Source organism: Amycolatopsis sp. NPDC004368, assembly GCF_053602515.1.
Genome location: NZ_JBSGDT010000029.1, coordinates 11808 through 37797 on the forward strand (window position 1 = coordinate 11808; position 25990 = coordinate 37797).

Consider the following 25990-nt stretch of genomic DNA (forward strand, 5'->3'; position numbering starts at 1 on the left):
TGTCGGTGCGTGCCCGGCCACCTGCATCGGTGGCCGGGCGCGTCACCGGTGTTCGGGTTTGCCGTTGCCCTTGCCGGGGTGCTTGTCCTTCTGCGGCTCGTGATCCGGCCCGTGCTCGGGCTGGTGCTGTGCCGGAACCGGTGGTTGGCGGGCGGCCTGCGTGGCAGGCTGCTCGACCGCTCGCAGGGTGGCCGCGGCGGTGTGCGGCACGCTCACGGGCGTGGGCGGCGGCTGGGAACCGGCGGCCGGTGGGGCGGCTTGCGGTGTGGTGAACGGGAACGACAGGGTGATGGCGGCGGCGCCGAGAGCGAGGGCCACGACCGCTGCCGCGCGCTTTGCCTTGCGGTGGCGTGGTTTCGCGGCGACGACGGCCTGATCCGGTCGGGCGGCGGCTACGGCAGGAAGTGGTTCGGCCGTGGGGGGAGCAACCACTGCGGCCCGCTGCGTGAGTTCCGTGTGGACTGCCGCGGCGCTTGGGCGGGCCGCCGGTTCGTGGGCGGTCATGCGTCGGATCAGGTCCGCGAGCGCGGCGGGCACTTCGGCGGGGATGCGGGGCGGGCGGGTCAGCCGTGCGACCGCGGCTTCGACCATGGTGCCGGGGTACTCCAGCCGGCCGGTGAGGCATTCGAGCAGGATCAGGCCGAGGGAGTAGACGTCGGCGGGCGGTCCGACGGGGTCACCCACCACCTGCTCGGGCGCCATGTAGGCCGCGGTGCCGACGACCGTGCCGGTCTCGGTGACGCGGGTGACGTCGAGCGCGTGGGCGATGCCGAAGTCGGCGATGAGCGGCCCGTGCTCGCCGAGCAGGATGTTGGCGGGCTTGAGGTCGCGGTGGGTCACGCCGGACGCGTGGAGGTGGGCGAGCGCATCGGCCAGCCGGGCGGCCATCGCGGCCACCTCGCCGGCCGGCATGGGCCCGGTGAGCAGGCGTTGTGAGAGGTTCTGCCCGGCCACGAACTCCATCACCAGGTAACTGCGACCGTCTTCGGCGCCGCTGTCGAGCAGCCCGACGATCCCGGGATGGTCGACGCTGCCGTGGATCCCGGCTTCGCGCAGGCGCCGCCGCTGCTCGACCAACACCGCGTCGCGGTTGAAGACCTTGATCGCCACGGTCCGGTCGAGCCGCCGATCGCGACCTCGGTACACGCGGGCGGTCGCGCCGACGCCGAGCAGGCCGCCCACTTCGTACCGACCACCGAAGACCGGCCCGTGGCCCGCCCGGTCTTCGGCGTCCAGCACGAACCGCGGCCGCGTCGGCTGGTCGCCTCGCAGTGCATTCACGTCGCCTACCCCGTTCCTCGGCTTCCGGCGGCGAGTACCCCCGGCGGATGGGAGCCCAAACGGTGGGTTTTCGGGCGGGTGCGGGAGGAACGGTTCATCCACGGTGCTCGACGCCCTCGGTGTGCCGATCACCCGCCGGCGCCCGGATGACCACCGCTGAGGGGAGTGCGACCGCACGGGAACCAACCACCGAAACCGTACGTCCCAGGACCGGACGAGTGTTACATTACCGGCACGGCATGTCACTCGGCCGAATCGATGGCGGCCGCCGGTGGGGGCGGGGCTGGGCGGAAGGAAGCGCTGTGGGGTTCGAGGTCGAGGTGGAGAACATCAGCAACGCCGCGGCGAAGCTGGGCGAAGGGAAGCCGCCGGAGATCTCCGGGTTGCCCGCGCCGAACGTGGGGGGCACGAGCAAAGCCGGGGACTTCAAGAGTGACTACGAGGTGTGGTTGCTGACGCGGCAGGAGGATCTCGACGCGGCGCACCAGCAGGTGCTCAACCTCGTCGAGACCATCGGCAACGCGGTGAAGAGCTACCGCGGCAGCGACGCCGACGCGAGCGACGTGTTCCTGAAGTCCCTGGACAGCGGGTTCGAACGGATCGACCGATGACGTCGGTGTTCGACACGATCCGGGAGCTCGCCGGGAAAGTGGAGTCGGGCAGCACCATCGAGCTGGACGACCGGGTGCGGGCCTGCCGGGTCGCCAAGGCGGCGGTGAAGGACGCCGAGGCGTTGCTGGAGAACGTGCGCACCCAGCTGGGCGAGGCGTGGCACGGCGGGGCGGGTGAGGCGGCGCTGTCGTCGCTGGATGCGTTCAAGAAGAACCGCGACGACCAGGCCGAGGACCTCGAACAGTCGGCCAAGTCGTTCGAAACGGTGCGCGACGCGCTGGCCAAGGCGCAGTCCGACGCGCGGAGCAAACGCGAGGACGCCGAGGCGCTGGAGAAGAAGCTCGACAACGTGTGGCACAACCTCTCCAACGGCAAGGGCAACATCGTGTTCGCCTGGGCGCAGGACAAGGTCATCAAGGCCCAGGCCGTCCTCCTGCTCGAGGACGTGTCGCGCACAGTCGGCACGTACAACGACGTCCTGCACGCCGAAGGCGGAAAGCTGCGCAACCGCACGGGCCAGATCTGGGAGCTCGCGGGGTCGGAAAAGCGCAGCCGGCTCGAGATCGCCGAGATCCTCGCGCGGGAGATCCCCGGCATCGCCGAGATCGTCAAGAAGGACCCGAAGCTCCAGTGGGCCCTGCTCACGGGGAATCTGGACGCGATCATGCGCAACCCCGAGATAGCGCAGAAGGTCTACGACTACTTCGGCTTCAAGTACGTCAAGGACGGCGACTTCTACACCACCGGCGAACACTCCGTGCAGAGCTACCTCGGCTGGACCGATCTCTACGACAAGCTGGAACCGGTCATCGGCGCGCACCTCGACCGCACCAGCGACGACGGTGACAACATGCAGTTCACCGACCCCAAGACCGGGAAGCAGTACCGCTTGGAGCTGTGGAAGGGCAGCTACGGGTTCGGCAGCGCGTTCGGCGGCGAGGTCGGCTTCTACACCCGCGACCCCAACGCCCAGGGCTCCGCGGGCTACTTCGGCGCCGCCCAGGGTGACGACCAGATCAAGGTCACCCAGACGATCTACGACAAGAACACCAACGAGGTCTACTTCACCAACGACGGCCAAGGCGCCGACGGCAGCGACAAGAAGCACTTCTGGAACCTGGCGATCCGCTCCGAGCCGGGCCACTCGCCGGAGAGCCTGTGCCAGCGCGCCACGATCGAGGTGCGGGACACCGACATGCGCGACCGGATCTACAACGAGATGACCCGCTACGCCGCCGCACACCCGAACCAGAAGCTCACCGTCACGATGGGGTCCGACCACCCGCCGACGCTCAGCTACGACTGGCAGGCCTGACCCGCCGTCACAGCGTGGTCAGCGGCTGGAACTCCCACGGCTCTTCGTCGTCGTCGCGGCTCGGCCGGCGTTCGCGGGTCACCGAACGCACCGGCGCCTCTCGCACGGGCGTCGGCGCCTGGCGCGCGGACGGCGGCGCGGGGGCTGCGCGTTCGGTGAGCCCCGCGAACACCTCGGCCACGTCGATCAGCGCGGCCACCTGATCGGCGACGCCCCGGCCGTGGCGCTCGTCGATCTCTTCCAGCCCTGCGCGCAACGCGGCGGTCGCGGCGGCGCGGGCCCGGTCGCGCAGGGCGCGGGCCAGCTCGTCGGGCGTGCCGCCGGCGCGTCTCGGCTCAGTCATGAGCACACAGTAGCGGCAAACGGTGACAAATCGGAAGCAATTGTCACACGTCGAGCGAGTACCACTCGGCGGCGTTGCCCGCCAGAACCCGCGACCGTTCCCCTTCCGTCAACGCCGCCAGCAGCCGCTCGCCACCCGGGCCGTGGTCGTGGGGGTGGTCGCTGGCGTACATCAGCATCGAGCCCGCGTCGAAGAGGTCCAGGGCGTGGCGCACCTGCACCGGGTCCTGCGGCAGGTGCGCCGGTGCCGTGGTCAGGCGGAGGTGGTGGCGGGCGACCTCGGACGGTTTGCCGGTCAGCCAGGGAACTTCGCGCCAGACGCCCTTCCAGTCCTTGTCGAAGCGCCACAGCAGGGCGGGCAGCCAGCAGAAGCCGCACTCGAGCAAGGAGACGCGCAGGGCGGGCAGCTCGGCGAAAGCGCCCTGGGTGATGAGGCTGGTGATCTGGGCCTGCACGAGCAGCTGCGAGTTCGCGAGGTAGTCCTCGAGGTAGGTGTGGGTGAGGCCGCTCGAGGTCGGGGCCTGGCCGAGGCGGCCCCAGGCGTGCAGGCCCACCACCAGGCCGCGGTCGGCGGCGGCGCGCAGCAGGGCGCGGTGGCGGATGTTGCCCCACGGCACGTCGGTGCGCACCGGCAGCAGCACCTGCACGATCTGCGGGTGACCGCCGATCCGGTCGATCTCGGCGACGGCGGCCGCGGTGTCGAGGGTGGGCACGACCATGCTCGCGCGCAGCCGGTCGTCGCGGCTGAGCCAGTGTTCGACGAGCCAGTCGTTGACCGCGCGGGTGAGGGCGGCCTCGTAGTACGGGTTGCGGTTGCAGTGGAACGACGTCGTGCAGTTGAGCACCGCGAACCGCAGCGCGTCCGCGTCGAGGACGGCCGAGCGCAGCCGGCCGACGTCGCTCGCGGGCAGGAGGCCGGCCGCGCGGGCGGCGGGAGTGGCGCTGGTGGGCGCGAGCGGCGGGTAGGCCCCGCCCTGCGATGGCGAAAGCGTCTGCCCACCGTCCACGAGGTACTCGCGCCAGTACTCGTCGAGGAACGGTTCCAGCTCGGCCAGCGACGACGGTGCGCAGTGCACGTCCGTGTCGATCGACCCGAGCCCGAGGACGGCGGTCATCGCGCTTCCCCCGCAACCGGCAGGCCGTACAGGCGGCAAGCGTTGGCGCCCATGATCCCCTCGCGCGCGGCGGCCGGGAACAGCCGCGGCGCCAGGCGGGGCGAGTCGAAGTCCCAGTGCGGGTAGTCGGAGGCGAACATGATCTTGTCGTCCATCCCGAGGTGCTCCAGTGCGGTGGCGAGGTGGCGCGGGTCTTCCGGCTCCTCGATGGGCTGCGTGGTGAACCACAGGTGCTCGCGCAGGTACTCCGAGGGCGGCTTGCGCAGGTGCGGCACGTCGGCGCGCAGCCGCGGCCACGCCTCGTCGAGTGCCCACATCAGCGGCCCGAGCCAGACGATCCCGCCCTCCACGCAGATCACCTTCAGCGCAGGGAACTCCTCGAAAACGCCTTCGCACAACAGGTTCGTGACGAGCGCGGCCATCATGTTGCCGTTCCACACGTGCTCTTCGAGGTAGAACGACGGCCACCCGGCACCGCGGTGCTGCTCGATCCCGCCGGTGTGCGCGGCGATCGGACGGCCCGCTTCCACGGCCGCGCGGTAGATCGGCCAGTAGCGGCGCGAACCGAACCCCGTCTCCCCACCGGTGGGCAGCAGCACCTGCACGAACCGCGGGTCGTCGGCGCGGCGGGCGATCTCCTCGGCCGCGAGGTCGGGCGCCTCCGTCGGGATCGCGATCGAGCTGCGCAGCCGCGGTTCGGGCGTGAGCCATTCGTCGGCCAGCCAGTCGTTGAGCGCGCGGCACAGTGCGGCGGAGTACCGCGGTTCCTCGGCGCCGAAGGTGTGTCCCTGCAACGGGATCAGCACGCCGTGGTCGACGCCGAACTCGTCGAGCAGCTGCGTTTGCACCATTCCCAGGTCGCTGCCGGGGATGCCGCCGGCCTCGGGCCACGCGTCGAGCCGGAAGCCGGCGTTGCGCACCCGTGGGTAGAACTCGGGCGGGTTCGGCACCCGGCTGCCGAACATCTCCCAGCGCGCGAGGTGGTCACCGCTCAGCCGCGCCTTCAGCTCGGCGGCCGGGGCGCTCGGGTGGATGTCGGTGTCGACGATCGGGTGGCCGGCGCGGCCGGTCGCGGTCGGCGCACCGGTGGGCAGGGTGCTGGTCATGACGTACCTCCGACGGGGCTGCGCGGGCTGGTTTCGACCACCACGTAGGCGTCCTCGACGTGGACGGCGTAGGTCTCGGTCACGTACGGGCCGGGGCGCCGGCCGCCTTTCGGACCGGCGGGCAGCGGCGCGACCCGGTCCGCGGCCACGGCGCCCGCCGCAACTTCGGCTTCCACGGACACCGCGTAGGTGCGCGCCGGCGGTTCGCCGGGGCCGAGGAACGACTGGCCGGTCTCGAGGTCGTACTCCCAGCCGTGCCAGGGACAGGCGACGAGGGCTTCCTCCTCGGCCATCGCGTAGTCGCCGGGGCCGGTGGAGCTGACCCACGGTTTCGTGCGGCCGAGGCACAGCGGGCCGCCCATGTGCGGGCAGTGGTTGTTGATCGCGTAGAAGCGGTCGCCGACCCGGAACACCCCGATCGACCGGCGCCCGGCCTGCACGATCCGGCGTTCGCCGGGCGGGAACTCGTCGAGCCGCGAAACGACAATCTTCACGGTTTCCGACTGTAAGCAGGCCGTTTCCACGGCGGAAACAGAAAGTCGGGATGGCCGACATCAACGCCGTGAATACGCACTCGTTCGGCGGATCACCGGCGGGTGTCCTCAGTGGACGGTTCCGGTGAGCGGCACCGCGACAAACGACGTAGGCGGAACGGGTCACCGCGGCCGTGCCTGGGACGGATTTGTCTGGTTTCCTCGGGTGCGCCGCCCGTGCCGAACCGCTCGCGAGGAGTACGGATCCATGGCCGAACCGTCAACGCCGACGCGTCCGTCGAAGAAGACCCTCTTCGCCGCGAGCCTGGTCGGTACGTCGATCGAATGGTACGACTACTACATCTTCGGGACGGCCGCGGCGCTCGCGTTCGGCTCGGTGTTCTACCCGAAGTTCGACTCCGCCGCGGGCACGCTCGCCGCGTTCGCGACGTTCGCGGTGGGCTTCGTGGCCCGCCCGCTCGGCGGCGCGGTGATCGGCCACTTCGGCGACCGGATCGGCCGCCGGTCGATGCTGGTCCTCACCCTGCTGCTCACCGGCGGCACGACCACGCTGATCGGTGTACTGCCGACGTACGCCGCGATCGGGGTCGGCGCGCCGCTGCTGCTCGTGCTCCTGCGGGTGCTGCAGGGCTTCGGCGTCGGCGGGGAGTGGGGCGGGGCGGTGCTCATCGCCACCGAACACGCGTCCGCGCGCCGCCGCGCGGTCTACGGCAGCTTCGCGCAGTTCGGCGTGCCGGTCGGGGTGCTCACGTCCAACCTCGCGTTCCTGGCCGTGGCCGGTCTGCCCGACGAGGACTTCCTCGCCTGGGGCTGGCGGCTCCCGTTCCTGTTCAGCGTGGTCCTGGTCGTGGGCGGGCTCCTGGTGCGCAGCCGGCTCACCGACTCCGCCGAGTTCACGAAGGCCAAGCCCGAGCGGGCGCCGTTCCTCGAACTGGTCCGCCGGCACCCGAGGACGCTGGCGCTGGCGAGCCTCGCGTCGATCGCCCCGCCCGCGGTCGGCTACACGGTGATGGTCTACATGCTGACCTACGGCACCACCGTGGTCGGCTACAACCGGACCACCCTGCTTTCCCTGATCCTGGCCTCGACGGCGGTCTGGATCGCGACGATCGTGCTCGCGGCACTGGCGAGTGACCGGTTCGGCTCGCGGCGGGTGTACGCGATCGGCGCGGTGACGGCCGTGGTGTGGCCGGTGCCGATGTTCCTCCTGGTGGACACCGGGAACGCGGTGCCGGCGTTCGTCTCGTTCGCCATCGCGGCGCTCGTGCAGGGCATCATGGCCGGGGCACAGGGCGGACTGTTCACCGACCTGTTCGACGTGCGGGTGCGCTACAGCGGGATCTCGATCGCCTACCAGCTCGGCGGGATGGTCGGGGGCGCGGTCACCCCGATCGTCGCGACCGCGCTGTTCGGGGCGAGCGGTTCGTCGATCCTCGTGGGCCTCTACGTCACCGCGTTGTCGCTGGTGAGCCTGGTCTCGGTGGCCGGCTTGCGACCCCGGCGCTCGGGGGCGGGCGAACCGGTGGCGGCGCCCGCCGCGTCACCTCCTGCGTGATTTTCGCTGCGGCGCCGCATAATGGGGCCATGCCGGGGCAGGGAAGCTCGCACGAAACGGGGAGCGCGCGCGAAACCGAAGCCCTCGACGCCCTCGTCGCGGTGTCCGCCGACGGGCTCGCCGTGCTCGACGCCGGCGGCCGGTTCACCCGGCTCAACGAGTCCGCCGCGGCGCTGCTCGGCGCACCCGCCGCGGAGCTGCTCGGCACCCCGGCCCCCTTCGACACCGGGGCTCCGCCGAACGTGGTGCAGACCGTGCGCTGGTTGTTCCGAGATCTGGAGTACCGGCTCTCGCCGCTGTCCGACGGCAGCCGCGCGGTCTGGTTCAGCGACCGCACGGACGTGCGCCGGCAGCAGGAACGGCTCACCGCGATCGCGCGGGCCGCGGCCAGCGTCGCCGGGGCGTTTTCGCTGCGGGCCACGCTCGACGCGGTGGCGCGCGAGATGGTCATGACGGCCGGTGTCGTCGCGGTGCAGATCCTGGCACTGGACGATCCGGCCGCCGACCTGCGCATCCTCGGCATGGCGGGGTTCGGTCCGGCCGCGGACTTCGTCGACCGCCTCAGTGCGTGCCGGCGGCTCGGGGCGCACGTGCGGTTCTTCGATGCGTTCGTGGGCGGTGAACCGGTGGTGGAGGTGCACCGCAAGGCCTCGATCATGACCGATCCGCGGTGGGAGCCGCTGCACGAGATCATGAACCGGCCCGACTGGGACGGGTTCGTCGCGATGCCGATGGTGGTCCGGGCCCGGACCGTCGGTGTGATCAACGCCTACTACCGCGCCGGCGAGGACCCGGGGCCGGGCTCGCTCGCGTTCCTGCAGGCGATGGCCGACCACGCGGCCGTCGCGATCGACACCGCTTCGCTGCTGTCCCAGACCCGCACGCGTGCCCAGTCGGACGAACGCCGCCGGCTGGCCCGCGATCTGCACGATTCGGTGGTGCAGCAGCTCTTTTCCATGCGCATGCAGGCCAAGGCGCTGCGCAGCCGGCTCGACGCGCCCGACGCCGAGCTCGAGCACCTCCGGCCGATCGCCGAGGAGCTCGCCGAACTGTCGGCCAGCGCGCTGTCGGACCTGCGGCTGCTGGTGTTCGAACTGCGGCCGCTGGACCTCGCCGAGCACGGTCTCGTCGCGGCCGTGCGCGCCCACGCCGAGAGTGTGCGCGCCCGGACCGGCCTGGTGATCGACGTGGTCACGGCCGATGAGCTGCGCCTGACCGGCGGGCTCGACGCGCAGGAGGACCTCTACCGGATCGTTTCCGAGGCGGTGCACAACGTCGTGAAGCACGCCCACGCGTCGACGGTCGAGGTCCGGCTCCGCGTGGAGGAGGACGATCTGGTGGTGCGGATCCAGGACGACGGTGCCGGCGGCGGCGAGCCACCCGGAGGCCGTGAACAGCTGGGCCTGGTGTCGATGCGCGAGCGCACCGAACGCTGGGGCGGCCGGTTCGCGGCGGGACCCGGCCCCGGCGGCGGCTGGACGGTGCGGGCGGCCGTGCCGCTGCGGCGCGTCCGGGAAGAAGCCGCCGGATGACCGCCGACGTGATCCGGATCGTGCTCGTCGACGACCACGTGGTGGTGCGCCGCGGGCTGCGCGCGTTCGTCGAGACGGAGCCCGCGCTGGAAGTGGTGGGCGAGGCCGGGGACGGCGAGCAGGTGATCGAGCTGCTGCGCGAGTGGCGGACCCTCGACCGGCCGTTGCCGCACGTGGTGCTGATGGACCTGCAGATGCCGCGGATGAACGGCGCGGAGGCGACCAAACGGATCCTCGCCGAGCACCCGGACGTGAAGGTCGTGGTCCTGACCAGCTTCGGCGAGGCCGAACGCGTGCACACCGCGCTCGCGGCCGGTGCCGCGGGTTACCTGCTCAAGGACGCCGAGCCCGAGGAGGTCGCCACGGCCATCCGCACCGCCGCGGCCGGAGAGGTGCACCTGGGCTCGGCCGTGGCCAAGCAGCTCACCCGCCGGATGGCCGCGCCGCGGATCGGGCTGTCGTCGCTGACCGCGCGCGAGCGGGAGATCCTGGTGCTCGTGGCGCGGGGTTACGCGAACCGCGACATCGCCGACGCGCTGGTGATCAGTGAACGCACGGCACGCACGCACGTCAGCAATGTGCTGAGCAAACTGCAGTTGTCGTCGCGGACGCAGGCGGCGCTGCTGGCGATCCGGGAAGGTCTGACGCCGCCGCCGGGCTGAGCACGTTTTCCGCACCGCCGAAGGGCTTTCCCGGCACGACGACGGAGAAAGCCCTTCGGCGGCGTCAGCCGGACACGCCCGGCGTGGTTGTTTCCTCCCGCGCGACCCGGCCCACGCTCTCGTCCGTGGTCGGCGGACGCAACGAGCCGTCTGCCGTGGCGGGAAGCCGGCGCTGGATGCGGCCCAGGCCGAACAGCAGCGTCATCATCGCGAGCGGGAACACGGCGAACACGAAGAACGTGTCCTTCGCGTCGAGCCCGTGGTCCAGCAGAACACCCGCGAGCCAGGGGCCGAGCATCGCGCCGAGCTTGGACACCGAGGTCGCCCAGCCGGCGCCGTTGGCGCGGATCGCCGGCCGGTAGAAGATGCCCGACACGCTGATCACGCCGCCGTGGCCGCCGATGATGAACACGTTGGACACCAGCAGCACCAGCACGTAGGCGACCGAAGACAGGTGCACGAACCCGATCACCAGCAGGCACGGCACCGCCAGCAGCGGCATGTAGGCGATGGCGCCGGCGCCGCGGTGGTCGATGAAGCGGCCGATCACCACCTGCCCCAGCGCGCCCGCCGCCGAGGTGCCCGCGGCGAGGGTGGCGGCCGCCGAGACGCTGAAGCCGATCTGCTCGTTGAGGATCGGTCCCCAGAACGTCAGGTAGAACACCACGGTCGCGGAGCAGAAGTACGATGCCCAGACCAGCAGGGTGATCGCCGCCAGCCGGCCGCAGAACAGGGCCGCCGGGGTGAACTGCTTGCGCTCGGTGACTTCCGTGCCGACGACGTAGCCGGCGTCGTCCGGCAGCGTGAGGCCCGGCCGGACGCGCCGCAGGATGCGGCCGATCCGATCCGGGGCGAGGCCCTTCTGCGCCAGGAACTTCACCGACTCCGGCAGCACCGCGACGACCGCGACCAGCACGACCAGTGACGCCGCACCGCCCACGAGGAACACCGACTGCCAGCCGAAGCGCGGGATCAGCAGGTTCGACAGCGGCCCGCCGGACGCGCTGCCGAGGCTGTAGCCGACCATCACGATCACCACGGACGTCGAGCGCAGGCGGATCGGCGCGAACTCGCTGACCAGCGCCCACACCGGCGGCAGCGCGCCCCCGACGAACAGCCCGGTGACCAGGCGCAGCAGCACCAGTTCGGGGTAGTTCTGGGCGAAGGCGACCAGGACCATGAAGATGCCGAACCCGGTGACCGACACGACGATGGCCGGTTTGCGCCCCACCCGGTCACCGAGGTACCCGATGACGATGCCGCCCACGAGCGTGCCGACGACACCGACGGTGCCGAGTGTGCCGAGTTGCGTGTTGGTCAGGTGGAACGATTGTTTCAGGTAGCGGCCCGCGAAAGAGATGACTTGGAGGTCGAAGCCGTCGAGAAACGCGACCAGCCACGACACCGAGAAGAGCGCGGTCCAGAACCTCCCCACTTTCTGCTTCTCGATGAGGGGTAGTACGTCGATGATCGGTCTGCTCGTCGATGATTTCGACAAGGCACACTCCTTTGTGCGCTGGGGCCGTGTGCTTCACCGTGTTTCGCAGAATGCCAGTATGTGGGTCGCTGACTGGGTTCGGTAATAAATCGTCTGCACCCGTCGCATAACCGCCGTGAATACCCCGTTCGGCCTCACGCCAGGTCGGCCGCGGCCTTCGCGAGCAGGGCGCGCAGCCACGTGTGCGTGCGTTCCTCGGTGTTCTTGCGGTGCCACCACAGGATCTCGACGATCGGCGGCGGGTTCCCGGGGTAGGGCAGCACGCGAAGATCGGCGCGGTCGGCGAACCGGCCGGCGAGCCGGTGCTGCATCACCGCGACGCGGTCCGTGCCCGCCACGAAGTACGGTGTCGCCTGGTAACTGTCCACCCGCACGGCGACCTGCGGCTGCGTGCTCAGCTCGGCGAGGACGGGCCCGAGCGGGGAGCTCGCCGGGTACCCGTCGTCGGGGTGGTGGGGGATGACCCACGGCATCCGTTCCAGGTCCTTCAGGCGCGGTCGGTCGCCCACCGGGTTGTCGGTCGCCACGACGCAAGACCAGTGGTCGCGGAACAATTCCTGGCCGCGTATTTCGTCGACCTTGAAGGCCGATTTCGGGGCCGAAATGATCACATCGATTTCGCGCAGCGTTTCCGGCAGGTCCGCCGGTAGCTCTCCTTTGGCCACCTTCACGCTCAACCGCGCGCGGGGTGCCGCCGCGTGCAGAGTGCGCGAAAGCTGTTCGCCGAACGCCGCGAGGACGTAGTCGTTGGTCAGAATGGTGAATTCACGCTCGGTGTCTTCGGGGTGGAATTCCGGTTCGGGCGAGAAGAGCCGCTCGATTCCGAGGTACACCGGTTCGATCTCGGCCGCCAGCCGCTCCCCGAGCGGGGAGAGGACGAACCCGGAGCGCGTGCGTTCGAGCAGGTCGTCGCCGAAGTGGCGGCGCAGCCGGGCCAGCGCGGCGCTGGCCGCGGGCTGGGTCACGCCCACCCGCTGGGCCGCGCGCGTCACGTTCTGCTCGCGCAGCAGCTCCCGCAGGATGACCAGCAGGTTCAGGTCGATGTTCGCGAGCGAGCCGACGCCCCGTCGAGCCACGTCCGATCACCACCAGGCGCTCGCGTCCGTTGTCCCCGGTCGCCGCCCGCGATCCAGCGACGGCTCGGACACCGTACTACGGCGCCGAGTGCCGTCGCCGGATCGCGCCGCGGGCACGACGGCTCAGACCTTCACAGCGGAACGCCAGCCCGGGTGGTAGGTCTCCCGGGCCATCGCCGAGTACGGCGCGGGGCTGACGATGGCGCGGACCGCGAGCTGCTCGTGCGGCTGCACGGTGGTCTTGCGGCTGCCGCCGTCGGGCTCGCCCCACACGACCCGCACCTCCGCGCCGAAAGGCACGTCGGGATCGATCGTGGCCAGCGACAACGCGGCGCGCTCGTTGGCGCTGTAGCCGGTGAACAGCGACAGCCCGATCAGGTTTCCGTCGGCGTCGAGCACTGAGTCGAAGTTCGACGAGCCGTAGTTGGCGTTGGGCAGGTCGAAGAACTGGTAGCCCGGACCGGTCGGGTCTACGGGCGAAGTGAGCAGCTTGCCGACGTCCTCGGCGTTCCACGCCAGCGTGACCTTGCGCCGGTGGTTCTCGGGGTCGAGCGCGGCGAGCGCGTCCCGGCCGACGAAGTCGTGGTCGAACTTCACGAACGAGCCGTAACCGAGCTCCCACGGGTTGAGGTAGTAGTCCTCGATGCGCTCGGAGACGAAGCTGCCGGCCAGCGCGTTGGTCGCTTCGTAGCTGTCGGCGCCGAGCCACTCGCGGTACGGGCGCAGTTGCTCGCCGGTGTAGATCGCGGGCAGCGGCGACGGGATCCAGCCCGACTCCAGCGTGTTGCACGAGTACGCGCGGGCACCGGCCGGTTCGAGCCCGAACTCGCGGCCGGCTTCGAGGATCGTCTCGCGGACCTCGTCGTAGGTCTCGTACGGACCCCACAGCTCCAGACCGGGCGCACCGGCCATGCCGTGACGCAGGGTTCGCACTTGCCGGCCGGCGACGTTCAGGTGACCCATGCGGAAGAACCGCACCTGCTCGACCGGGCCGCCGTGGACCTTCTCGATCACCGGCCACGCGTTGGGCCCCTGGATCTGGAAGCGCCACAGGTCACGGGTCACCGGCTTGCCGTACGGCCGCGACGGCGAGCGCTGGTCCAGCCGCAGCTCGACGTCGTAACCCTGGCTCGCGCGGAAGGTGAGCCAGTTGGCCACCGGCGCCCGGCCGACGAACACGAACTCCGCCTCGGACAGCCGGAAGAGGATGCCGTCGCCGATCACTGCGCCGTCGGGCGAGACCGGCACGAACTGCTTGGCGGAGTCGACCGGGAACTTCTCGACGCTGTTGATGCCGGTCTCGGAGATCAGCTTCAGTGCGCCAGGTCCGGAGAGGAAGAGGTTGACCATGTGGTGGGTCTGGTCGAACAGCACCGCCGTGGACCGCCAGGCGGTCACCTCGCGGCGGAAGTTGGTGAACTCCGAGGGGACGACCGGGTAGATGTAGGCGCCGACCTGGGAGTTGCGGAGCAGGCCCACGGTGTTCCCCGCCTGGTCGAGGGCGTCCTGCAGGCTTTTCGCGCTCATGTGCGGTCCGTTCTCGTGCGAGGTCGTCTGGCCCGGTGGCGCTCGGGCGCCGCCGGGGGCCGCGGGCCGTGCGCCGGTCCGGGCCGTCCGAAGCGACGCTAGGCGGGCTCGGGCGGGATCGTGAGGTCCTGCGGACCGGTCTCGCCTACGTCAAACGTCGCGGTCCGGGCCGGTCTCCGTCATTTGTCGCGGTGAACTCGGTCTCGATGCCGGACGAAATCCGCTCGGCGCTTCGTTCTACTGAGCGGGGACCTTCCGGCACCAGGAGACGAGGGCAGCGCATGACGACCCAGCAGGAGGTCGCCGGCTCACGGCGCCGGCGGCCGAGCCCGGCCGACGTGGTGCGGGCCATGAGCTATGAGGTGATGCCGTTTCGCGGCACCGAGGCCGCCGTGCTCGAACACGTGCCCACGAGCGTGCCGCTGACCGTCACCGTCACCGAGGCGAAGGGCCTCGAGCCGACGCTGGACCTGACCGAACGCCTGCTGCGCCACGGTTACCAGGTCGCGCCGCACCTGCCCGCCCGGCAGTTCACCGACCGCGGTCACGTCGCCGACGTGGTTGCCCGCCTGGGCGAAGCCGGCACTCGATCGGTCTTCGTCATCGGCGGCGATGCGCCGACGCCCGCGGGCGAGTTCCCCGACGCGTACTCGCTGCTGGTCACGATGGCCGACCTCGGCCACCCGTTCACCGAGGTCGGCATCGGCGGGTACCCGGAGGGGCACGCGAACATCCCCACTGCCGCGCTGGACGACGCGCTGCGGAAGAAGGCGCCGCTCGCGACCCGCGTGATCACGCAGATCTGCTTCGACGCCACGGTGACCGGCAACTGGGCCGCCGGGATCGCCGCCTCGGGCGTCGACCTGCCGGTCCACATCGGACTGCCGGGGCCGGTCAACCGCCAGAAGCTCGTGCGAATCTCGGCCGGGATCGGGCTGGGCCAGTCGGCGCGGTTCCTGCGCAAGCAGCAGAACCTGGTGTGGCGGCTGCTGCTGCCGCACGGCTACCAGCCGACGAAGCTCGCCCGGCGGCTCGCGGCCGAGGCACCGCGCGGCGGGAACATCGGCGGGCTGCACGTCTTCACGTTCAACGAGCTCGCGAAAACCGAGACGTGGCGCCGCGACCTGCTCGCGCGGCTCGACGGAGAGGAATTGCGCCCGTGACCCGGGACGACTACCTGCTCGACCTCGGCGCGAGCCGGCGGGGCTACGCGTTGAACAAGATGTGCTTGTCGTTCAAGGAAGAACGCAACCGGAGCAGGTTCTCGGAGGACGAAGCGGCCTACTGCGACGAGTTCGGGCTGTCGCCGGAGCAGAAGAAGGCGATCCTCGAGCGGGACTGGACCGGGATGCTCGAGCTCGGCGGGTCGATCTTCTACACCTACAAGCTGGCCATGCTGGACGGGAAGTCCATGCAGTACCTCGGAGGCGTGTTCACCGGCATGACGATGGAGGAGTTCGCCGAGGCGATGCGGTCGGGAGGGCGGAACCTTGGCTAGGGTCACCTGGGGCCTGGCGACCTCGCACGTGCCGTCGATCGGCGCCGCGATGGACCACGGCAAAACCGCCGAGCCGTACTGGAAACCGCTCTTCGACGGCTACGCGCCGGCGCGCGAGTGGATGGCCGGGCACCGGCCCGACGTCGCGGTGGTCGTGTACAACGACCACGCCAACGCGCTCGACCTCGACCTCGTGCCGACGTTCGGTATCGGCACCGCGGAGTCTTACGAGGTCGCCGACGAGGGCTGGGGCCGCCGGCCGGTGCCGCCGGTCGTCGGCGCGCCCGAGTTGAGCGAGCACCTGGTGCGCTCGCTCGTCGACGACTCCTTCGACATCGCGACCTTCCACCACCTCGACGTGGACCACGGCCTGACCGTGCCGCTTTCGGTGTACTGCCCGGAGCCGGGGGAGCAGTGGCCGTGCGCGGTGGTGCCGGTGCTGGTCAACGTGATCCAGTACCCGCAGCCCACGGCCGCCCGGTGTTACGCGCTGGGCCAGGCGATCGGCCGCGCGATCCGGTCGTTCCCGAAGGACCTGGACGTCGCCGTGTTCGGCACCGGGGGCATGTCGCACCAGCTCGCGGGGGCGCGCGCGGGGTTGATCAACACGCCGTTCGACCGGATGTTCCTGCGGCAGATCGAAACCGACCCGGAAGCGCTGGCGCGGCTCACGCGCGAGGAGTACATCGCGCGCGCCGGCACAGAGGGTGTCGAACTGATCATGTGGCTGGTGATGCGCGGCGCGATGGACGAGCGGATCACCCGGATCCACGAGACCTACCACGTGCCGGCCTCGAACACGGCGGCCGCGCTGGCGTTGTTCGAGAACGGAGGGTCATGACCGCGTTCGTCCTGCTGCACGGCGCGTGGCACGGCGGCTGGGCCTGGCAACGGGTCACGCCCGCGCTGCGCGCCGCCGGCCATGAGGTCTTCGCGCCGACGCTGACCGGCCTCAGCGACCGCGCGCACCTGCTCTCGCCCGCCGTCGGGCTCGGCACGCATGTGCAGGACGTCGTGGCGCTGATCGAGGCGCACGACCTGCGTGACGTCGTGCTGGTCGGGCACAGCTACGCCGGGCAGATCGTCACGGCGGTCGCGGACCGCGTGCCGGACCGCCTGGCCAAGCGCGTGTACCTCGACGCCTTCGCCGGCCGCGACGGTGAAGCCGCGATCGACCTGCTGCCCCCGCAGGTCGCCGGGCACTACCGCGAGTCCGTGGCGGGCCCCGGCTTCGGCTGGCTGATCCCGGTCCGCTCGCTCACGGTCCTCGGTGTGACGGACGAGGCCGACCTGGCCTGGCTCGGGCCCCGGCTGACGCCGCACCCGTGGCTCACATACACGGAACCGTTGCGGCTCACCGGTGCGGGCTCACGGGTGGCCGCGGAGTTCGTGGAGTGCACGGACTGGATGCGCGTGTTCCGGCCGCACGCCGAGCGTGCCTCGGCTCTGGGGTGGCCGGTGCACGAACTCGCCACCGGCCACGAGGCGATGGTGACGGCGCCCGATGAGCTGGCGGAGTTGCTGATGGGGATCGCGAAGTCCTGAGGTCCGCGGCCTACAGCAGCACGGCGAACATCACGGCCGTGCCCGCCGCCGTCATCGCCTGGGTGGCGAGGTCCGCCTGCGTGTGGCCGGTGGGAAGTGGTGCGGTCAGGCTGCGGGCGACCAGGCGCCACAGCCACCACACGCCGGCCGCGGCGAAGCCGATCGCGAGCACCCAGTCGAGGCCGGCGGTGAGACCCACCGTGTCGTGCGGGCCGGTCATGCCCGGCATGGTCGGGTCGGACATGACCATGCCGGGCATCGACCCCTGGTGAGGGCGGGACATCCAGGCCATCGCGAGCATCGTCAACACGTGGTAGGCGTTGACCCGCCGGTGGTTGCGGCGAGCCGCGACGACACCGAACCACACGGCCGCCAGCAGAAAAAACACCGTGACGCCCCCGATGCCTTCCCCCGGCCACGCCATCCTGACCATCGCCACGGCCATCAGTGCGTGCATCGCGATCCCGACGACGGCCGTGAAGGACAGACCGCCGGTGAGCCGGTACGCGCACGCGGCGGCGCTCAGGACGAACAGAGCCGTGACGACCCAGCGCAGCAGGGGGTCGGCGATCATGCCAGCGCGCGGGTGACGTGGGCGGCCATCAGCATGTACATCCGGCGGATCACGTCGGTCCGGTCGGTCATGATGTCGTAGCCGTGGTCGACGCCGGGCACCTCGACGTACTCGGCCAGCGCGCCGGCCGCGGCGAGCTTGTCCGCGTAGCGCTTCGCCTCGTCGCGCAGGCGGTCGAACTCCGCGGTGACGACCAGCGCCGGGGCGATGCCGGTGAGGTCGTCGGCGTTGCTGCCCCAGGCCGGTGAGACGAAGCGGTGCCGCCGCTGCGCGCGTTCGGGCACGTAGGCGGTGTCGAACACCTCGCACAACCACGGCTGCAGCACGGCTTTCGAGCCCAGCGGTGTGCGCTTGTGCGACGGCGGGGTCGCGATGTCGAGCGGCGGGTAGTGCAGCAGCTGCAACGAGATCGCGGGACCACCGTTCTCCAGGGCCATCCGCGACACGGCCGCGGACAGGTTGCCGCCGGCGCTCTGGCCGCCGACGCACAGCCGCGTGCCGTCCCAGTCGCGGTCCGGTGCGGCGGCCCAGCTCACCACGTCGGAGAACTGCTCGACCGGCGTCGGGAACCGGGTCGCCGGGGCGAGCGCGTAGTCGGTGTTGAGCACGACCACCCCGGCGTGGACGGCGAGGAACCGGCACCACGCGTCGTCCTGCTGCCGGTGGCCGACGACGAAGCCGCCGCCGTGGGCGTTCACGTAGACCCCGGGGGTGCCGGCCGGCGCCGGCGGGAGGTAGACCGTGGCCTCGACCGGGCCGTGGCGCGTGTCGATGCTCAGGTCCGTGGTGGGAACGGTGAACTCGGGAAACCGGGGCTCGCCGCCGGGGTGGATCGCGGCGTTGATCTTGGCGGCGAACCTGCGGGCGACGATGTCGGCCACCGGCCGGCGCGAAAGTACTGACATCTTTCCTCGTTTCGATTCGATCCGGTGGCACGACGTGCGTCGACCGGGTACCGCTCAGCCCTGGTTCTGGCGCGCGCTGGGGTGACGCAGGTGGTCGCGAGCCAGGATCTCCTCGGGTTCGAGCATGGTGATCATCTCCACGCCGGGAGCGCAGATGCACACGGCGACGAAGCGGGCCCACGAGTCCGGGTCCGGGTTGGCGACCTGGTAGTGCACGACGTCACCCCCGGGCTCCCAGAACGCTTCGCCCGCAACGATTTCCCGGGGCTCCTCGCCTTCCAGCTCGAAGAAGATCCGGCCCTCGGTGACGTAGCCGAACACCGGTCCGGAGTGGCGGTGCGGCGCGAGGCCCGGGTCGGCCGGGGGCAGTTCGACGAGCTGCGTCATCGCGTGCGAACCCTCGGGGATCGAGGGCGGGGTCGCGTGCAGTAGATCGGTGACCTTGACGTTTCCCTTGGCCAGCATGGTGTTTCCTTTCATGGGGGAGCGGTGTTCGGTCAGCGGGTGCGGACGGGTACGCCCGCGGCGGTGAACGTGAAGTGCGTGCGCGGCCCGCCGGTCTCGTCCAGCCCGAAGACGGCGCCGTACGTTTTCGGCGACGCCGCGGCGCGGTGATCGGCGACGGTGACCGTCGCGCGGGGGCGCGTGGTCTCGCGTGCGGCGACCACGGAGATTCCCGGCCGGATCCCGTAGGTCGTGCACTCGACGGTGTCGGCGACGTCGACCGCGGGCCCGGTCGAGGTCGGCGCCGCCTCCGAACCGCTGGTCTCCAGGCCCTCGATGAGGCCGGGCAGGAAGGTGTGGCGGACCCGGACCGGGCCCTCACCCGGCTCGTCGATCGTGCTCACGACCGCCAGGCTGCGGCCGTGCTCGAAGTCCAAGACGAGGCTGACCGCGGCGTTCGGCACGTCGGCACGGTGGTGGAACTGCGTGTACACCAGGCCTTCCGCGACGTCGAACGCCGCGTAGTCGTCACGACCGGACACCGCCGGGTGCGGGTCGCCGGCTCCCGGCTCGTAGCCCCAGTCCACAGTGGTCGCACCGAAGCGGTGCCAGACGCGGCTGCCGTGCGCGTTGGTGAACACGATCTCGCGCCCGGCCACACTGCCCGAGCGGCCGGGGTTCTTGGCGACGTCCCAGCTCACGTGCAGCGCCTCCGGGCCGCGGAAGGAGGTGTTCGGCACGTAGTGGAACTCCTGCTCGTCGAGCGTCAGGTGCGGCAGCCGGCGCGTGAGCTCCTCCAGGTAGATCACCATCTCGAGCCGGGCCAGGTGGTTGCCCAGGCACATGTGCGTGCCCGTGCCGAACGCGATGTGGGCGCCCGCGTCGTCCCGGTCGATGTCGAACCGCTCGGGCTCGTCGAACACCGAACCGTCCTGGTTCGCCGACGCGATCACCATGAGGATCTTCCCGCCGGCGGGGATCGTCACGTCGCCGACCCGCACGTCCTCCTTGGCGAGCCGGCGCCACGCGGCCACGGAAGGGTTGAGCCGCAAGCACTCCTCGACCGCCGCGGGGATCAGGGTCGGGTCGGCACACAGGCGGTCCCACTGGTCGCGGTTGCGCAGCAAGGTCACGATCGCGTTGGCCGTGGCGTTCGTCGTGGTCTCGTGCGCGGCCATCGCGCCGCCCATGACGTTGGTCTGCAACCAGGTGTCGGAGATGACGTCCGGGTTCTCGCGCTGCATCTTGATCGCGTGGCCCAGCCAGCCCGGCGGGTCGTCGAGCTCCTTGAGCTTCGCGATCACGCGCTCGCCCATCGCCCAGAACCGGCCCAGCCCGTCGGCCGCGCGCACCTGCTCCTCGGGGCTCGGGCGCCCCCAGACGAACTCGGTCATGGACGTGGCCAGCTCGCGGACGGTGTCGACGTCCTCCTCGGGAATCCCCAGGAACTGCAGGGCGACCAGACACGGGATGTCCCACAGCAGGTCGGCGATGAGATCCGCGTGACCCCGGTCGATGAAGCGGTCGAGGTAGGCGTTCGTCGTCTGCCGGATGTAGGGCGCGAGTGGCTCGATGCGGTCGGGCATGAACGCCGGCGCGTTGAGGCGGCGGTACTTGCGGTGCATCGGCGCGTCGGAGTCCACGAGCACGGGGCAGGGCGCGAAGTCGTACTTGCCGAGCTGTGCGCCCGCCTCCGCGGACGGCGGGGTGACGGGTTCCAGCGTGATGGCCGCGGAGAAGTCGTTGAACCGGCTGAAGATCGATTTCACGTCTTCGTGGCGCGTGACGACCCAGTAGCCCGAGTCCTCGTTGTAGAACACCGGCCGGCTCTCGCGGGCCCACGCCAGTGAGGCGCCCGGGTTCTCCTGGTATTCACGGCCGAAGAACGAGAATCCCGCGGCGGTGTGCGCGACCGGGCACCCGGTCGTGTTCGCGGTGGCGCTGTCCATGGCTGTCCACTTTCTCTTCGACGGGTGGTCAGAGGTCGAGGCTGAGCTTCGGGCACGCGGCTCTGCTGACGCAGATCATCAGCGTGCTGTTCTCTTCCTGCTCCGCGGGGCTGAGCACCGAGTCGCGGTGGTCGGCCCGGCCCGAAAGGATGGTGGTTTCGCAGGTGCCGCACGTTCCTTCCGAACACGAGAACGGTGCGGGGATACCGGAAGCCCGTGCGGCATCCAAAATAGACTGATTCGGTCCGATTGAGACGGTGATGCCGGTGCGGGCGAACTCGACGTCGAACTCGTCGCGGACCGGCGCGTGCGCCGGGGTCTTCGGGACGAAGCGCTCCAGGTGGATCCGGCTCACGAGGTCGAGTTCCGCCGCCAGCTTCTCCACCGCGCACAACAGGCCTTCGGGGCCGCACACGTACACCGCGGTCTCGGGCCCGACACCGGCGAGCAGGCCGGCGAGGTCGATGCGGCCGTGAGTGTCCTCGGGCACCAGGGTCACGCCGTCGCGGTAGGCCTCGACGAGGTCGCCGGCGTAGGCCATGTTCCCGCGGCTGCGGGCGCCGTAGACCAGGGACCACTCGGCCCCGGCGCGCTCGACCGACTCGATCATCGGCAGGATCGGGGTGATGCCGATCCCGCCCGCGATGAACAGGTACCGCGGCGCGTCGACGAGGCGGAAGTTGTTGCGCGGCCCGCGGACCGTGATGCTCTGGCCTTCGCGCAGCTCGCGGTGCACGTGGGCGGAGCCGCCGCGGCCGTCGGGCTCGTACAGCACGCTCACCTGCCACGAACGCGAGTCGCCGGGTTTGCCGCAGAGGGAGTACTGCCGGACCAGATCCGGGCGGAGCACCAGGTCGACGTGACTCCCGGGCGTCCACTCGGGCAGGTCCCGGCCGTCGGCGCGGACGAGGGTCAGCTGCGTGATGGCGTCGGTGATCGGCGTCTTCGCCTTGACTTCCAGCACGAGGTCCTCGGGTACGTGCTGCACTGCCATGGGACTCCTTCGGGTTTTCGCCGGGTGGCCCGGCGGGGCTTCGTTGCTCCAACCCGCGTCGGCGACCCGGGGGTCGCCGGCTGACGGCTCCCGTAATCTCCGGCACGGGCGCAGGACGCACATGGGGGAAATCACGGGCGGGGGTACGCAAGCTACGGAAACGCACGCTGAACGACGGCGTCGACCAGCAAGGTCCGGTAGCGCAACCGGCTCAAGCCGGGCGAGTACCGCAGTGGGCGGGCGTCAGAGGGATTGCGCGCTGTACCAGGAAGCGATCTGGCTGCGCGAGCCGAAACCCAGGCGCGTCATGATGTTGTCGATGTGGCTCTCCACCGTGCGCACGGAGATCACCAGGGCCGCCGCGATCTGGCGGCTGGTCAGCCCCTTCGAGATCAGCTCCGCGATCTCCTGCTGCCGGCTGGTGAGCGCGGCCGGTTCGCTTTCGGGCGACGCCGCGGCGGCCCGTTCGGCCAGCGCGTAGGCGATGACGCCGGCCGGGGTCTGCCGCGCGCCCGCCTGCTCGGCGGCCGACCGTTCGCGCGGCGTCATGGCCTGTTCGAGCCGCGCGCGGCAAGCGGAGTGGTAGCCGGTGAGCTTCGGTCCGAACGCCGAGAGCTGGGTGCCCGTGCGGCGCCACAGGCTTTCCGACGCGCCGATCAGCTGCGCGGCCCGCTCGAACTCGCTCCTCGACGCGGCGATCCACGCGAGCAGCTCGGTCATCAGCGCGGTGCCCAGCGACGGGTCGAAGGTGCGGTGGTCGCGAAGCGAGTCGAGGGCGGTCGCCTGCGCCGCGGCGAAGTCGCCGCGCAGCCACTGGTCGAGGCCCTGGCTCCACTTCAGGTACGAGCGCGCCCAGCGCTCACCCCGGCTCCGGCACACCGCCAGCGCCGCCGTGCTCACGGCCCACGCGTCCAGGCTGCGGCCGCCGAGCGACAGCGCGACGGCGTACTCGAACGAAGCCATCAGCCATTCGGCGGTTTCGCCGACGTCGGCCAGCTCGCGCAGTGCGACCTCGAAGTGCCGCTCGGCTTCGGCGAGGTCTCCGCGGAGCTGGCCGGCGAGCCCGCGCAGGCCGCGGCACTGGGCCGCCGCGTCGGCGAGGTTCAGGCGGGCCGCGGCCGCTTCGCATTCCTCCAGGCGTTGCCGTGCCACCTCGTGGTCGCCCTGCAGCAGCGACACCCGGGCCGCGACCCACAGCGCTTTCGCCCGGGCTGCCGACGGTGCTCGGTCACCGTCGGGCGCGTCGAGCGCTTCGTCCGCCCAGCGGCGGCCCTCGGCGAGGTACCCGTCGGCGTACCAGCGGTACCGCAGTCCCGCGACCAGCGCGAGCTGGTGGTCGTCGCCGGGCGTGGCGGTGTCGAACGCGGCCCGGAGGTTGTCCCGCTCCACGCGCATCCACTCGGCCGAGGCGGTCTGATCGGGCCCGGACCAAGACCGTTCCAGATCCTCGACCACGCCGAGGAAGTACTCGCGGTGGCGGCCGCGGAAGGTCTCCGACTGCCCGGTGCGCGTGAGGACCTCCGCGCCGTAGGCCCGGATGGTCTCCAGCATCCGGAACCGCCTCGACGATCCGTGGCCCTCGACGTCCAGGATGGACTGGTTCACCAGTGAGTTCACGAGATCGAGCGTCGAGGCTTCGCCGTTCTCGCCGCACACGCCTTCGGCCGACGTCAGGTCGAAACCCCCGGCGAACACCGACAGGCGCGCCCACAGACGGCGTTCCGGTTCCGTGCAGAGGTCGAAGCTCCAGTCCACGAGCGAGCGCAGCGTCTGCTGGCGTGGGGCGGCCGACCGGTTCCCCGTGGTGAGCAGCCCGAACCGGTCGGTCAGCCGGTCGAGGATCTCTTCGAGCGACAGGATGCGCAGGCGGGCGACTGCCAGCTCGATCGCCAGCGGGATGCCCTCGAGCCGGATGCACAAGCGCGCCGCTGCGGCGGCGTTCTGCTCGTCGAGCACGAAACCCGGGGACGCAGCCGCAGCCCGTTCCTGCAGCAGCCGGATCGACTCGAACTGCGACAGGGACTCGGCGCTGACCGGGTGCGCGGCGTCGGGCACGGTGAGCGGGGGCACCGGGTAGAGGAACTCCTCGGTCACCGTCAACGACGTGCGGGTGGTGACGAGGATCCGGGCGGCGGGCGCCTGCCGCAGGATCTCGAAGACCAGCGCGGCGGCCCCGGCGAGCACGTGCTCGCAGTTGTCGAGGATGAGCAGGATCTCGCGGTCGCGCACGTGCTCGATCAGCTTCGTGACGGCGTCGCGGTTCGACTGGTCGGTGATGCCGAGCGCGTGGACGACCGCGCTCGGCACGTCTCCTCCGTCCGAAATGGACGCCAGCTCGACGAAGTACACGCCGTTTTCGAAGAGGTGGTTCATCTCGTCGGCGAACTGCAGCGCCAGCCGGGTCTTGCCCACGCCCCCGGGCCCGATCAGGCTCACGAGCCGCCCGTCCGCCAGCCGGTCGCGGATCTCCTTGCGCTGCCGGCGCCGGCCGATGAAGCTCGTCGCGGTGGAGGGCACGTTGCCGCTGCGGGTTCTCGCCTTCGACACAGCGCCCTCCACGAGTCTCCGAACATGATCAGGAGACGGGAAGCAGCGCTGCCTGACCGGCGGTCGGAGTCCATGATGGGTTCGAACCCGAGGGGGGTCAACCGGCCGAATCGGGCGGGCGCGGTCAGTCCCCGGCGATGAGCCCGGACGTCAGCGCGAGCGCGGCCGCTTCCCCGCGGGAGCTGACGTCGAGTTTCTTCAGCACGCCGGCGACGTGGAACTTCACGGTGCTCTCGGTGATGCCCAGGTCGTGCGCGATGGCCTTGTTGCGCTGTCCTCGCGCCACGAGGCGCAGGACTTCGAGCTCACGGCGGTTGAGGTCCGGCAGCTTGGCCTCGTCGGCCGGGTCGGAGGCGGGGGCGAAGGGCACGTGGATGGCGACCCGGCTGCCCCAGCCGGGCACGGAGTCCACCTCGACGGCGGCGCCGAGGGTTTTCGCGCGCCCTTCGAGCTGTCCCCGCAGCGCCTCGGCGTCGAGGTGCCCGGACTCGCGGTCGCGGATGTCGAGGTGGAGCGTGGTGGCATCCGTCGACCACGCGATCCGCAGGCGCGTGAGGTCGGGCTGGGCGGTGAAGGCCAGCACCGCCGTGCCGGTCATGGCGCGCGCGGCGTGGGCGATCTCGCCAGGCAGCGGGTGCGCGTCCTTCGCCGGGCCGGCGAACTCCAGGTCCGCGTCGTGGTGGCGCAGCATCTGCCGCACTTGTCCGCGCAGTCTGGCGAACGCGCTGCGCGCGGGCTCTTCGGACAGCACGAGATCGGACTTGCCCGCCGAGCGCAGGGCCACGAGCGCGGCCGAGGCGGCGTCCGTCGCGGCGAGCCGGGCCCGGTAGTCGTCGAGGCGGGTGGAGCGCAGCGCGGTCAGGATCGTGACGAGCGTGGTCTCGTGGGCCGCGGCCATTTCGGCGATCGTGCGCGCCCGTTCGGTCGAAGCCGCGCGCGACTCGGCGAGGTAGTCGGGGCTGGCCTGGGCGACCTGCTGGCGGATCGAGGTGGCGACGATCCCGAACAACGCCGCCAGCAGCTCCGGCTGTGGGCAGCGGGCCCGCAGGGGCCGCGGCGGGCGTGGGAACAGCACCAGCAGGGTGCCGCCCGGATCCAGTACCGTCCAGACGGTGCGCTCGGTGCCGCCCAGCGTGGCCTGCGTGGTCACCGGCCGGTGACCGGCGACGGCGGCCTTGAGCTCCTCGAGTTCGGCGACGGTGATCTTTTCCGTGATGGCCGGGGCGCCGGCGACCTTGCGGGGGCGGCCGGTGCACTCGAGGGTGAAGATGACGAGCGCCTGGTGCGGCCAGCCGTCGGCGAGCAGCCGCGAGAACCGCACGGCGATCTCGCGCAGCGGGCCTTCGACGACTTCACGCAGCTCGGTCAGTTCGACGGCGTCGGGCACCGGGACGAGCGTACTGACCACCGCGCCTGATC

24 protein-coding genes are annotated in these 25990 nt (G+C 71.0%); 9 read left to right on the forward strand and 15 right to left on the reverse strand.

Going from position 1 to position 25990, the window contains the following annotated elements:
* Positions 1-42 precede the first annotated feature (42 nt).
* Positions 43-1281: a protein kinase domain-containing protein gene (locus ACWEOE_RS31190; protein ID WP_452015447.1), complete on the reverse strand. Its 1239-nt coding sequence runs from the start codon at positions 1279-1281 to the stop codon at positions 43-45.
* A 302-nt stretch (positions 1282-1583) separates the two neighbouring features.
* On the opposite strand from ACWEOE_RS31190, the gene ACWEOE_RS31195 reads away from it, so the two are divergent.
* Together ACWEOE_RS31195 and ACWEOE_RS31200 are read left to right on the forward strand one after the other, a co-directional pair.
* Positions 1584-1892 carry a hypothetical protein gene (locus ACWEOE_RS31195; protein WP_452015449.1) on the forward strand — a complete coding sequence of 103 codons (309 nt, stop codon included), beginning with the start codon at positions 1584-1586 and terminating at the stop codon, positions 1890-1892.
* Positions 1889-3208: a DUF4474 domain-containing protein gene (locus ACWEOE_RS31200; RefSeq protein WP_452015451.1), complete on the forward strand. Its 1320-nt coding sequence runs from the start codon at positions 1889-1891 to the stop codon at positions 3206-3208. The genes ACWEOE_RS31195 and ACWEOE_RS31200 overlap by 4 nt, the downstream gene beginning before the upstream one ends.
* Positions 3209-3215: 7 nt before the next feature.
* Here ACWEOE_RS31200 and ACWEOE_RS31205 read toward each other — a convergent pair whose 3' ends face one another.
* Genes ACWEOE_RS31205 through ACWEOE_RS31220 form a run of 4 tightly spaced genes read right to left on the reverse strand, consistent with a single transcriptional unit; the run spans position 3216 to position 6265 of the window.
* Positions 3216-3551 (reverse strand): hypothetical protein, encoded by a 336-nt coding sequence (locus ACWEOE_RS31205; RefSeq protein ID WP_452015453.1) that lies wholly within the window; start codon positions 3549-3551, stop codon positions 3216-3218.
* A 43-nt stretch (positions 3552-3594) separates the two neighbouring features.
* Positions 3595-4665 (reverse strand): amidohydrolase family protein, encoded by a 1071-nt coding sequence (locus ACWEOE_RS31210; protein ID WP_452015455.1) that lies wholly within the window; start codon positions 4663-4665, stop codon positions 3595-3597.
* Positions 4662-5771 carry an amidohydrolase family protein gene (locus ACWEOE_RS31215; RefSeq protein ID WP_452015457.1) on the reverse strand — a complete coding sequence of 370 codons (1110 nt, stop codon included), beginning with the start codon at positions 5769-5771 and terminating at the stop codon, positions 4662-4664. Before ACWEOE_RS31215 ends, ACWEOE_RS31210 begins: the two co-directional genes overlap by 4 nt.
* A complete protein-coding gene (locus ACWEOE_RS31220) occupies positions 5768-6265 on the reverse strand; it encodes a Rieske (2Fe-2S) protein (RefSeq protein ID WP_452015459.1) in 498 nt (165 codons plus the stop codon). Before ACWEOE_RS31220 ends, ACWEOE_RS31215 begins: the two co-directional genes overlap by 4 nt.
* Before the next feature lie 247 nt (positions 6266-6512).
* Here ACWEOE_RS31220 and ACWEOE_RS31225 point away from each other — a divergent pair, with 247 nt between their 5' ends.
* Genes ACWEOE_RS31225 through ACWEOE_RS31235 form a run of 3 tightly spaced genes read left to right on the forward strand, consistent with a single transcriptional unit; the run spans position 6513 to position 10014 of the window.
* A complete protein-coding gene (locus tag ACWEOE_RS31225) occupies positions 6513-7820 on the forward strand; it encodes an MFS transporter (protein ID WP_452015460.1) in 1308 nt (435 codons plus the stop codon).
* A gap of 29 nt (positions 7821-7849) precedes the next feature.
* Positions 7850-9352 (forward strand): GAF domain-containing sensor histidine kinase, encoded by a 1503-nt coding sequence (locus ACWEOE_RS31230; RefSeq protein ID WP_452015462.1) that lies wholly within the window; start codon positions 7850-7852, stop codon positions 9350-9352.
* Positions 9349-10014, forward strand: a complete 666-nt coding sequence (locus ACWEOE_RS31235; RefSeq protein WP_452015464.1) for a response regulator — start codon at positions 9349-9351, stop codon at positions 10012-10014. The genes ACWEOE_RS31230 and ACWEOE_RS31235 overlap by 4 nt, the downstream gene beginning before the upstream one ends.
* Before the next feature lie 64 nt (positions 10015-10078).
* On the opposite strand, the gene ACWEOE_RS31240 is transcribed toward ACWEOE_RS31235, so the two are convergent.
* The 3 genes from ACWEOE_RS31240 to ligM all read right to left on the reverse strand — a co-directional run bounded on the left by ACWEOE_RS31240 (position 10079) and on the right by ligM (position 14115).
* Positions 10079-11512, reverse strand: a complete 1434-nt coding sequence (locus ACWEOE_RS31240; protein WP_452015466.1) for an MFS transporter — start codon at positions 11510-11512, stop codon at positions 10079-10081.
* Positions 11513-11646: 134 nt separating this feature from the next.
* Positions 11647-12588 carry a LysR family transcriptional regulator gene (locus tag ACWEOE_RS31245; RefSeq protein WP_452015468.1) on the reverse strand — a complete coding sequence of 314 codons (942 nt, stop codon included), beginning with the start codon at positions 12586-12588 and terminating at the stop codon, positions 11647-11649.
* Between the two features lie 123 nt (positions 12589-12711).
* Positions 12712-14115: a vanillate/3-O-methylgallate O-demethylase gene (gene ligM / locus ACWEOE_RS31250; RefSeq protein WP_452015470.1), complete on the reverse strand. Its 1404-nt coding sequence runs from the start codon at positions 14113-14115 to the stop codon at positions 12712-12714.
* A gap of 281 nt (positions 14116-14396) precedes the next feature.
* On the opposite strand from ligM, the gene ACWEOE_RS31255 reads away from it, so the two are divergent.
* From ACWEOE_RS31255 to ACWEOE_RS31270, 4 genes are read left to right on the forward strand one after another with little or no spacing between them, the layout of a single operon-like run.
* Positions 14397-15278, forward strand: a complete 882-nt coding sequence (locus ACWEOE_RS31255; protein ID WP_452015472.1) for a methylenetetrahydrofolate reductase — start codon at positions 14397-14399, stop codon at positions 15276-15278.
* Positions 15275-15613 (forward strand): protocatechuate 3,4-dioxygenase, encoded by a 339-nt coding sequence (locus tag ACWEOE_RS31260; protein ID WP_452015474.1) that lies wholly within the window; start codon positions 15275-15277, stop codon positions 15611-15613. The genes ACWEOE_RS31255 and ACWEOE_RS31260 overlap by 4 nt, the downstream gene beginning before the upstream one ends.
* A complete protein-coding gene (locus ACWEOE_RS31265) occupies positions 15606-16454 on the forward strand; it encodes a class III extradiol dioxygenase subunit beta (protein ID WP_452015476.1) in 849 nt (282 codons plus the stop codon). Before ACWEOE_RS31260 ends, ACWEOE_RS31265 begins: the two co-directional genes overlap by 8 nt.
* A complete protein-coding gene (locus ACWEOE_RS31270; RefSeq protein WP_452015478.1) occupies positions 16451-17158 on the forward strand; it encodes an alpha/beta fold hydrolase in 708 nt (235 codons plus the stop codon). Before ACWEOE_RS31265 ends, ACWEOE_RS31270 begins: the two co-directional genes overlap by 4 nt.
* 10 nt (positions 17159-17168) lie before the next feature.
* Here the strand turns inward: ACWEOE_RS31270 and ACWEOE_RS31275 are convergent, their stop codons facing one another.
* The 7 genes from ACWEOE_RS31275 to ACWEOE_RS31305 all read right to left on the reverse strand — a co-directional run bounded on the left by ACWEOE_RS31275 (position 17169) and on the right by ACWEOE_RS31305 (position 25958).
* On the reverse strand, positions 17169-17732 hold the full coding sequence (locus ACWEOE_RS31275) for a DUF5134 domain-containing protein (RefSeq protein ID WP_452015480.1): 564 nt from the start codon (positions 17730-17732) through the stop codon (positions 17169-17171).
* Entirely contained in the window at positions 17729-18637 is a 909-nt protein-coding gene (locus ACWEOE_RS31280) for an alpha/beta hydrolase (RefSeq protein ID WP_452015482.1), read from the reverse strand. Before ACWEOE_RS31280 ends, ACWEOE_RS31275 begins: the two co-directional genes overlap by 4 nt.
* A gap of 54 nt (positions 18638-18691) precedes the next feature.
* Entirely contained in the window at positions 18692-19102 is a 411-nt protein-coding gene (locus ACWEOE_RS31285; RefSeq protein WP_452015484.1) for a cupin domain-containing protein, read from the reverse strand.
* A gap of 32 nt (positions 19103-19134) precedes the next feature.
* Positions 19135-21030: a cytochrome P450 gene (locus tag ACWEOE_RS31290; RefSeq protein WP_452015486.1), complete on the reverse strand. Its 1896-nt coding sequence runs from the start codon at positions 21028-21030 to the stop codon at positions 19135-19137.
* Positions 21031-21058: 28 nt separating this feature from the next.
* On the reverse strand, positions 21059-22024 hold the full coding sequence (locus tag ACWEOE_RS31295; protein WP_452015488.1) for a PDR/VanB family oxidoreductase: 966 nt from the start codon (positions 22022-22024) through the stop codon (positions 21059-21061).
* Between the two features lie 243 nt (positions 22025-22267).
* Positions 22268-24571, reverse strand: coding sequence for an ATP-binding protein (locus tag ACWEOE_RS31300; RefSeq protein WP_452015490.1), 2304 nt, complete (start codon positions 24569-24571; stop codon positions 22268-22270).
* A gap of 124 nt (positions 24572-24695) precedes the next feature.
* Positions 24696-25958: a response regulator transcription factor gene (locus tag ACWEOE_RS31305; RefSeq protein WP_452015492.1), complete on the reverse strand. Its 1263-nt coding sequence runs from the start codon at positions 25956-25958 to the stop codon at positions 24696-24698.
* Positions 25959-25990: the final 32 nt, after the last annotated feature.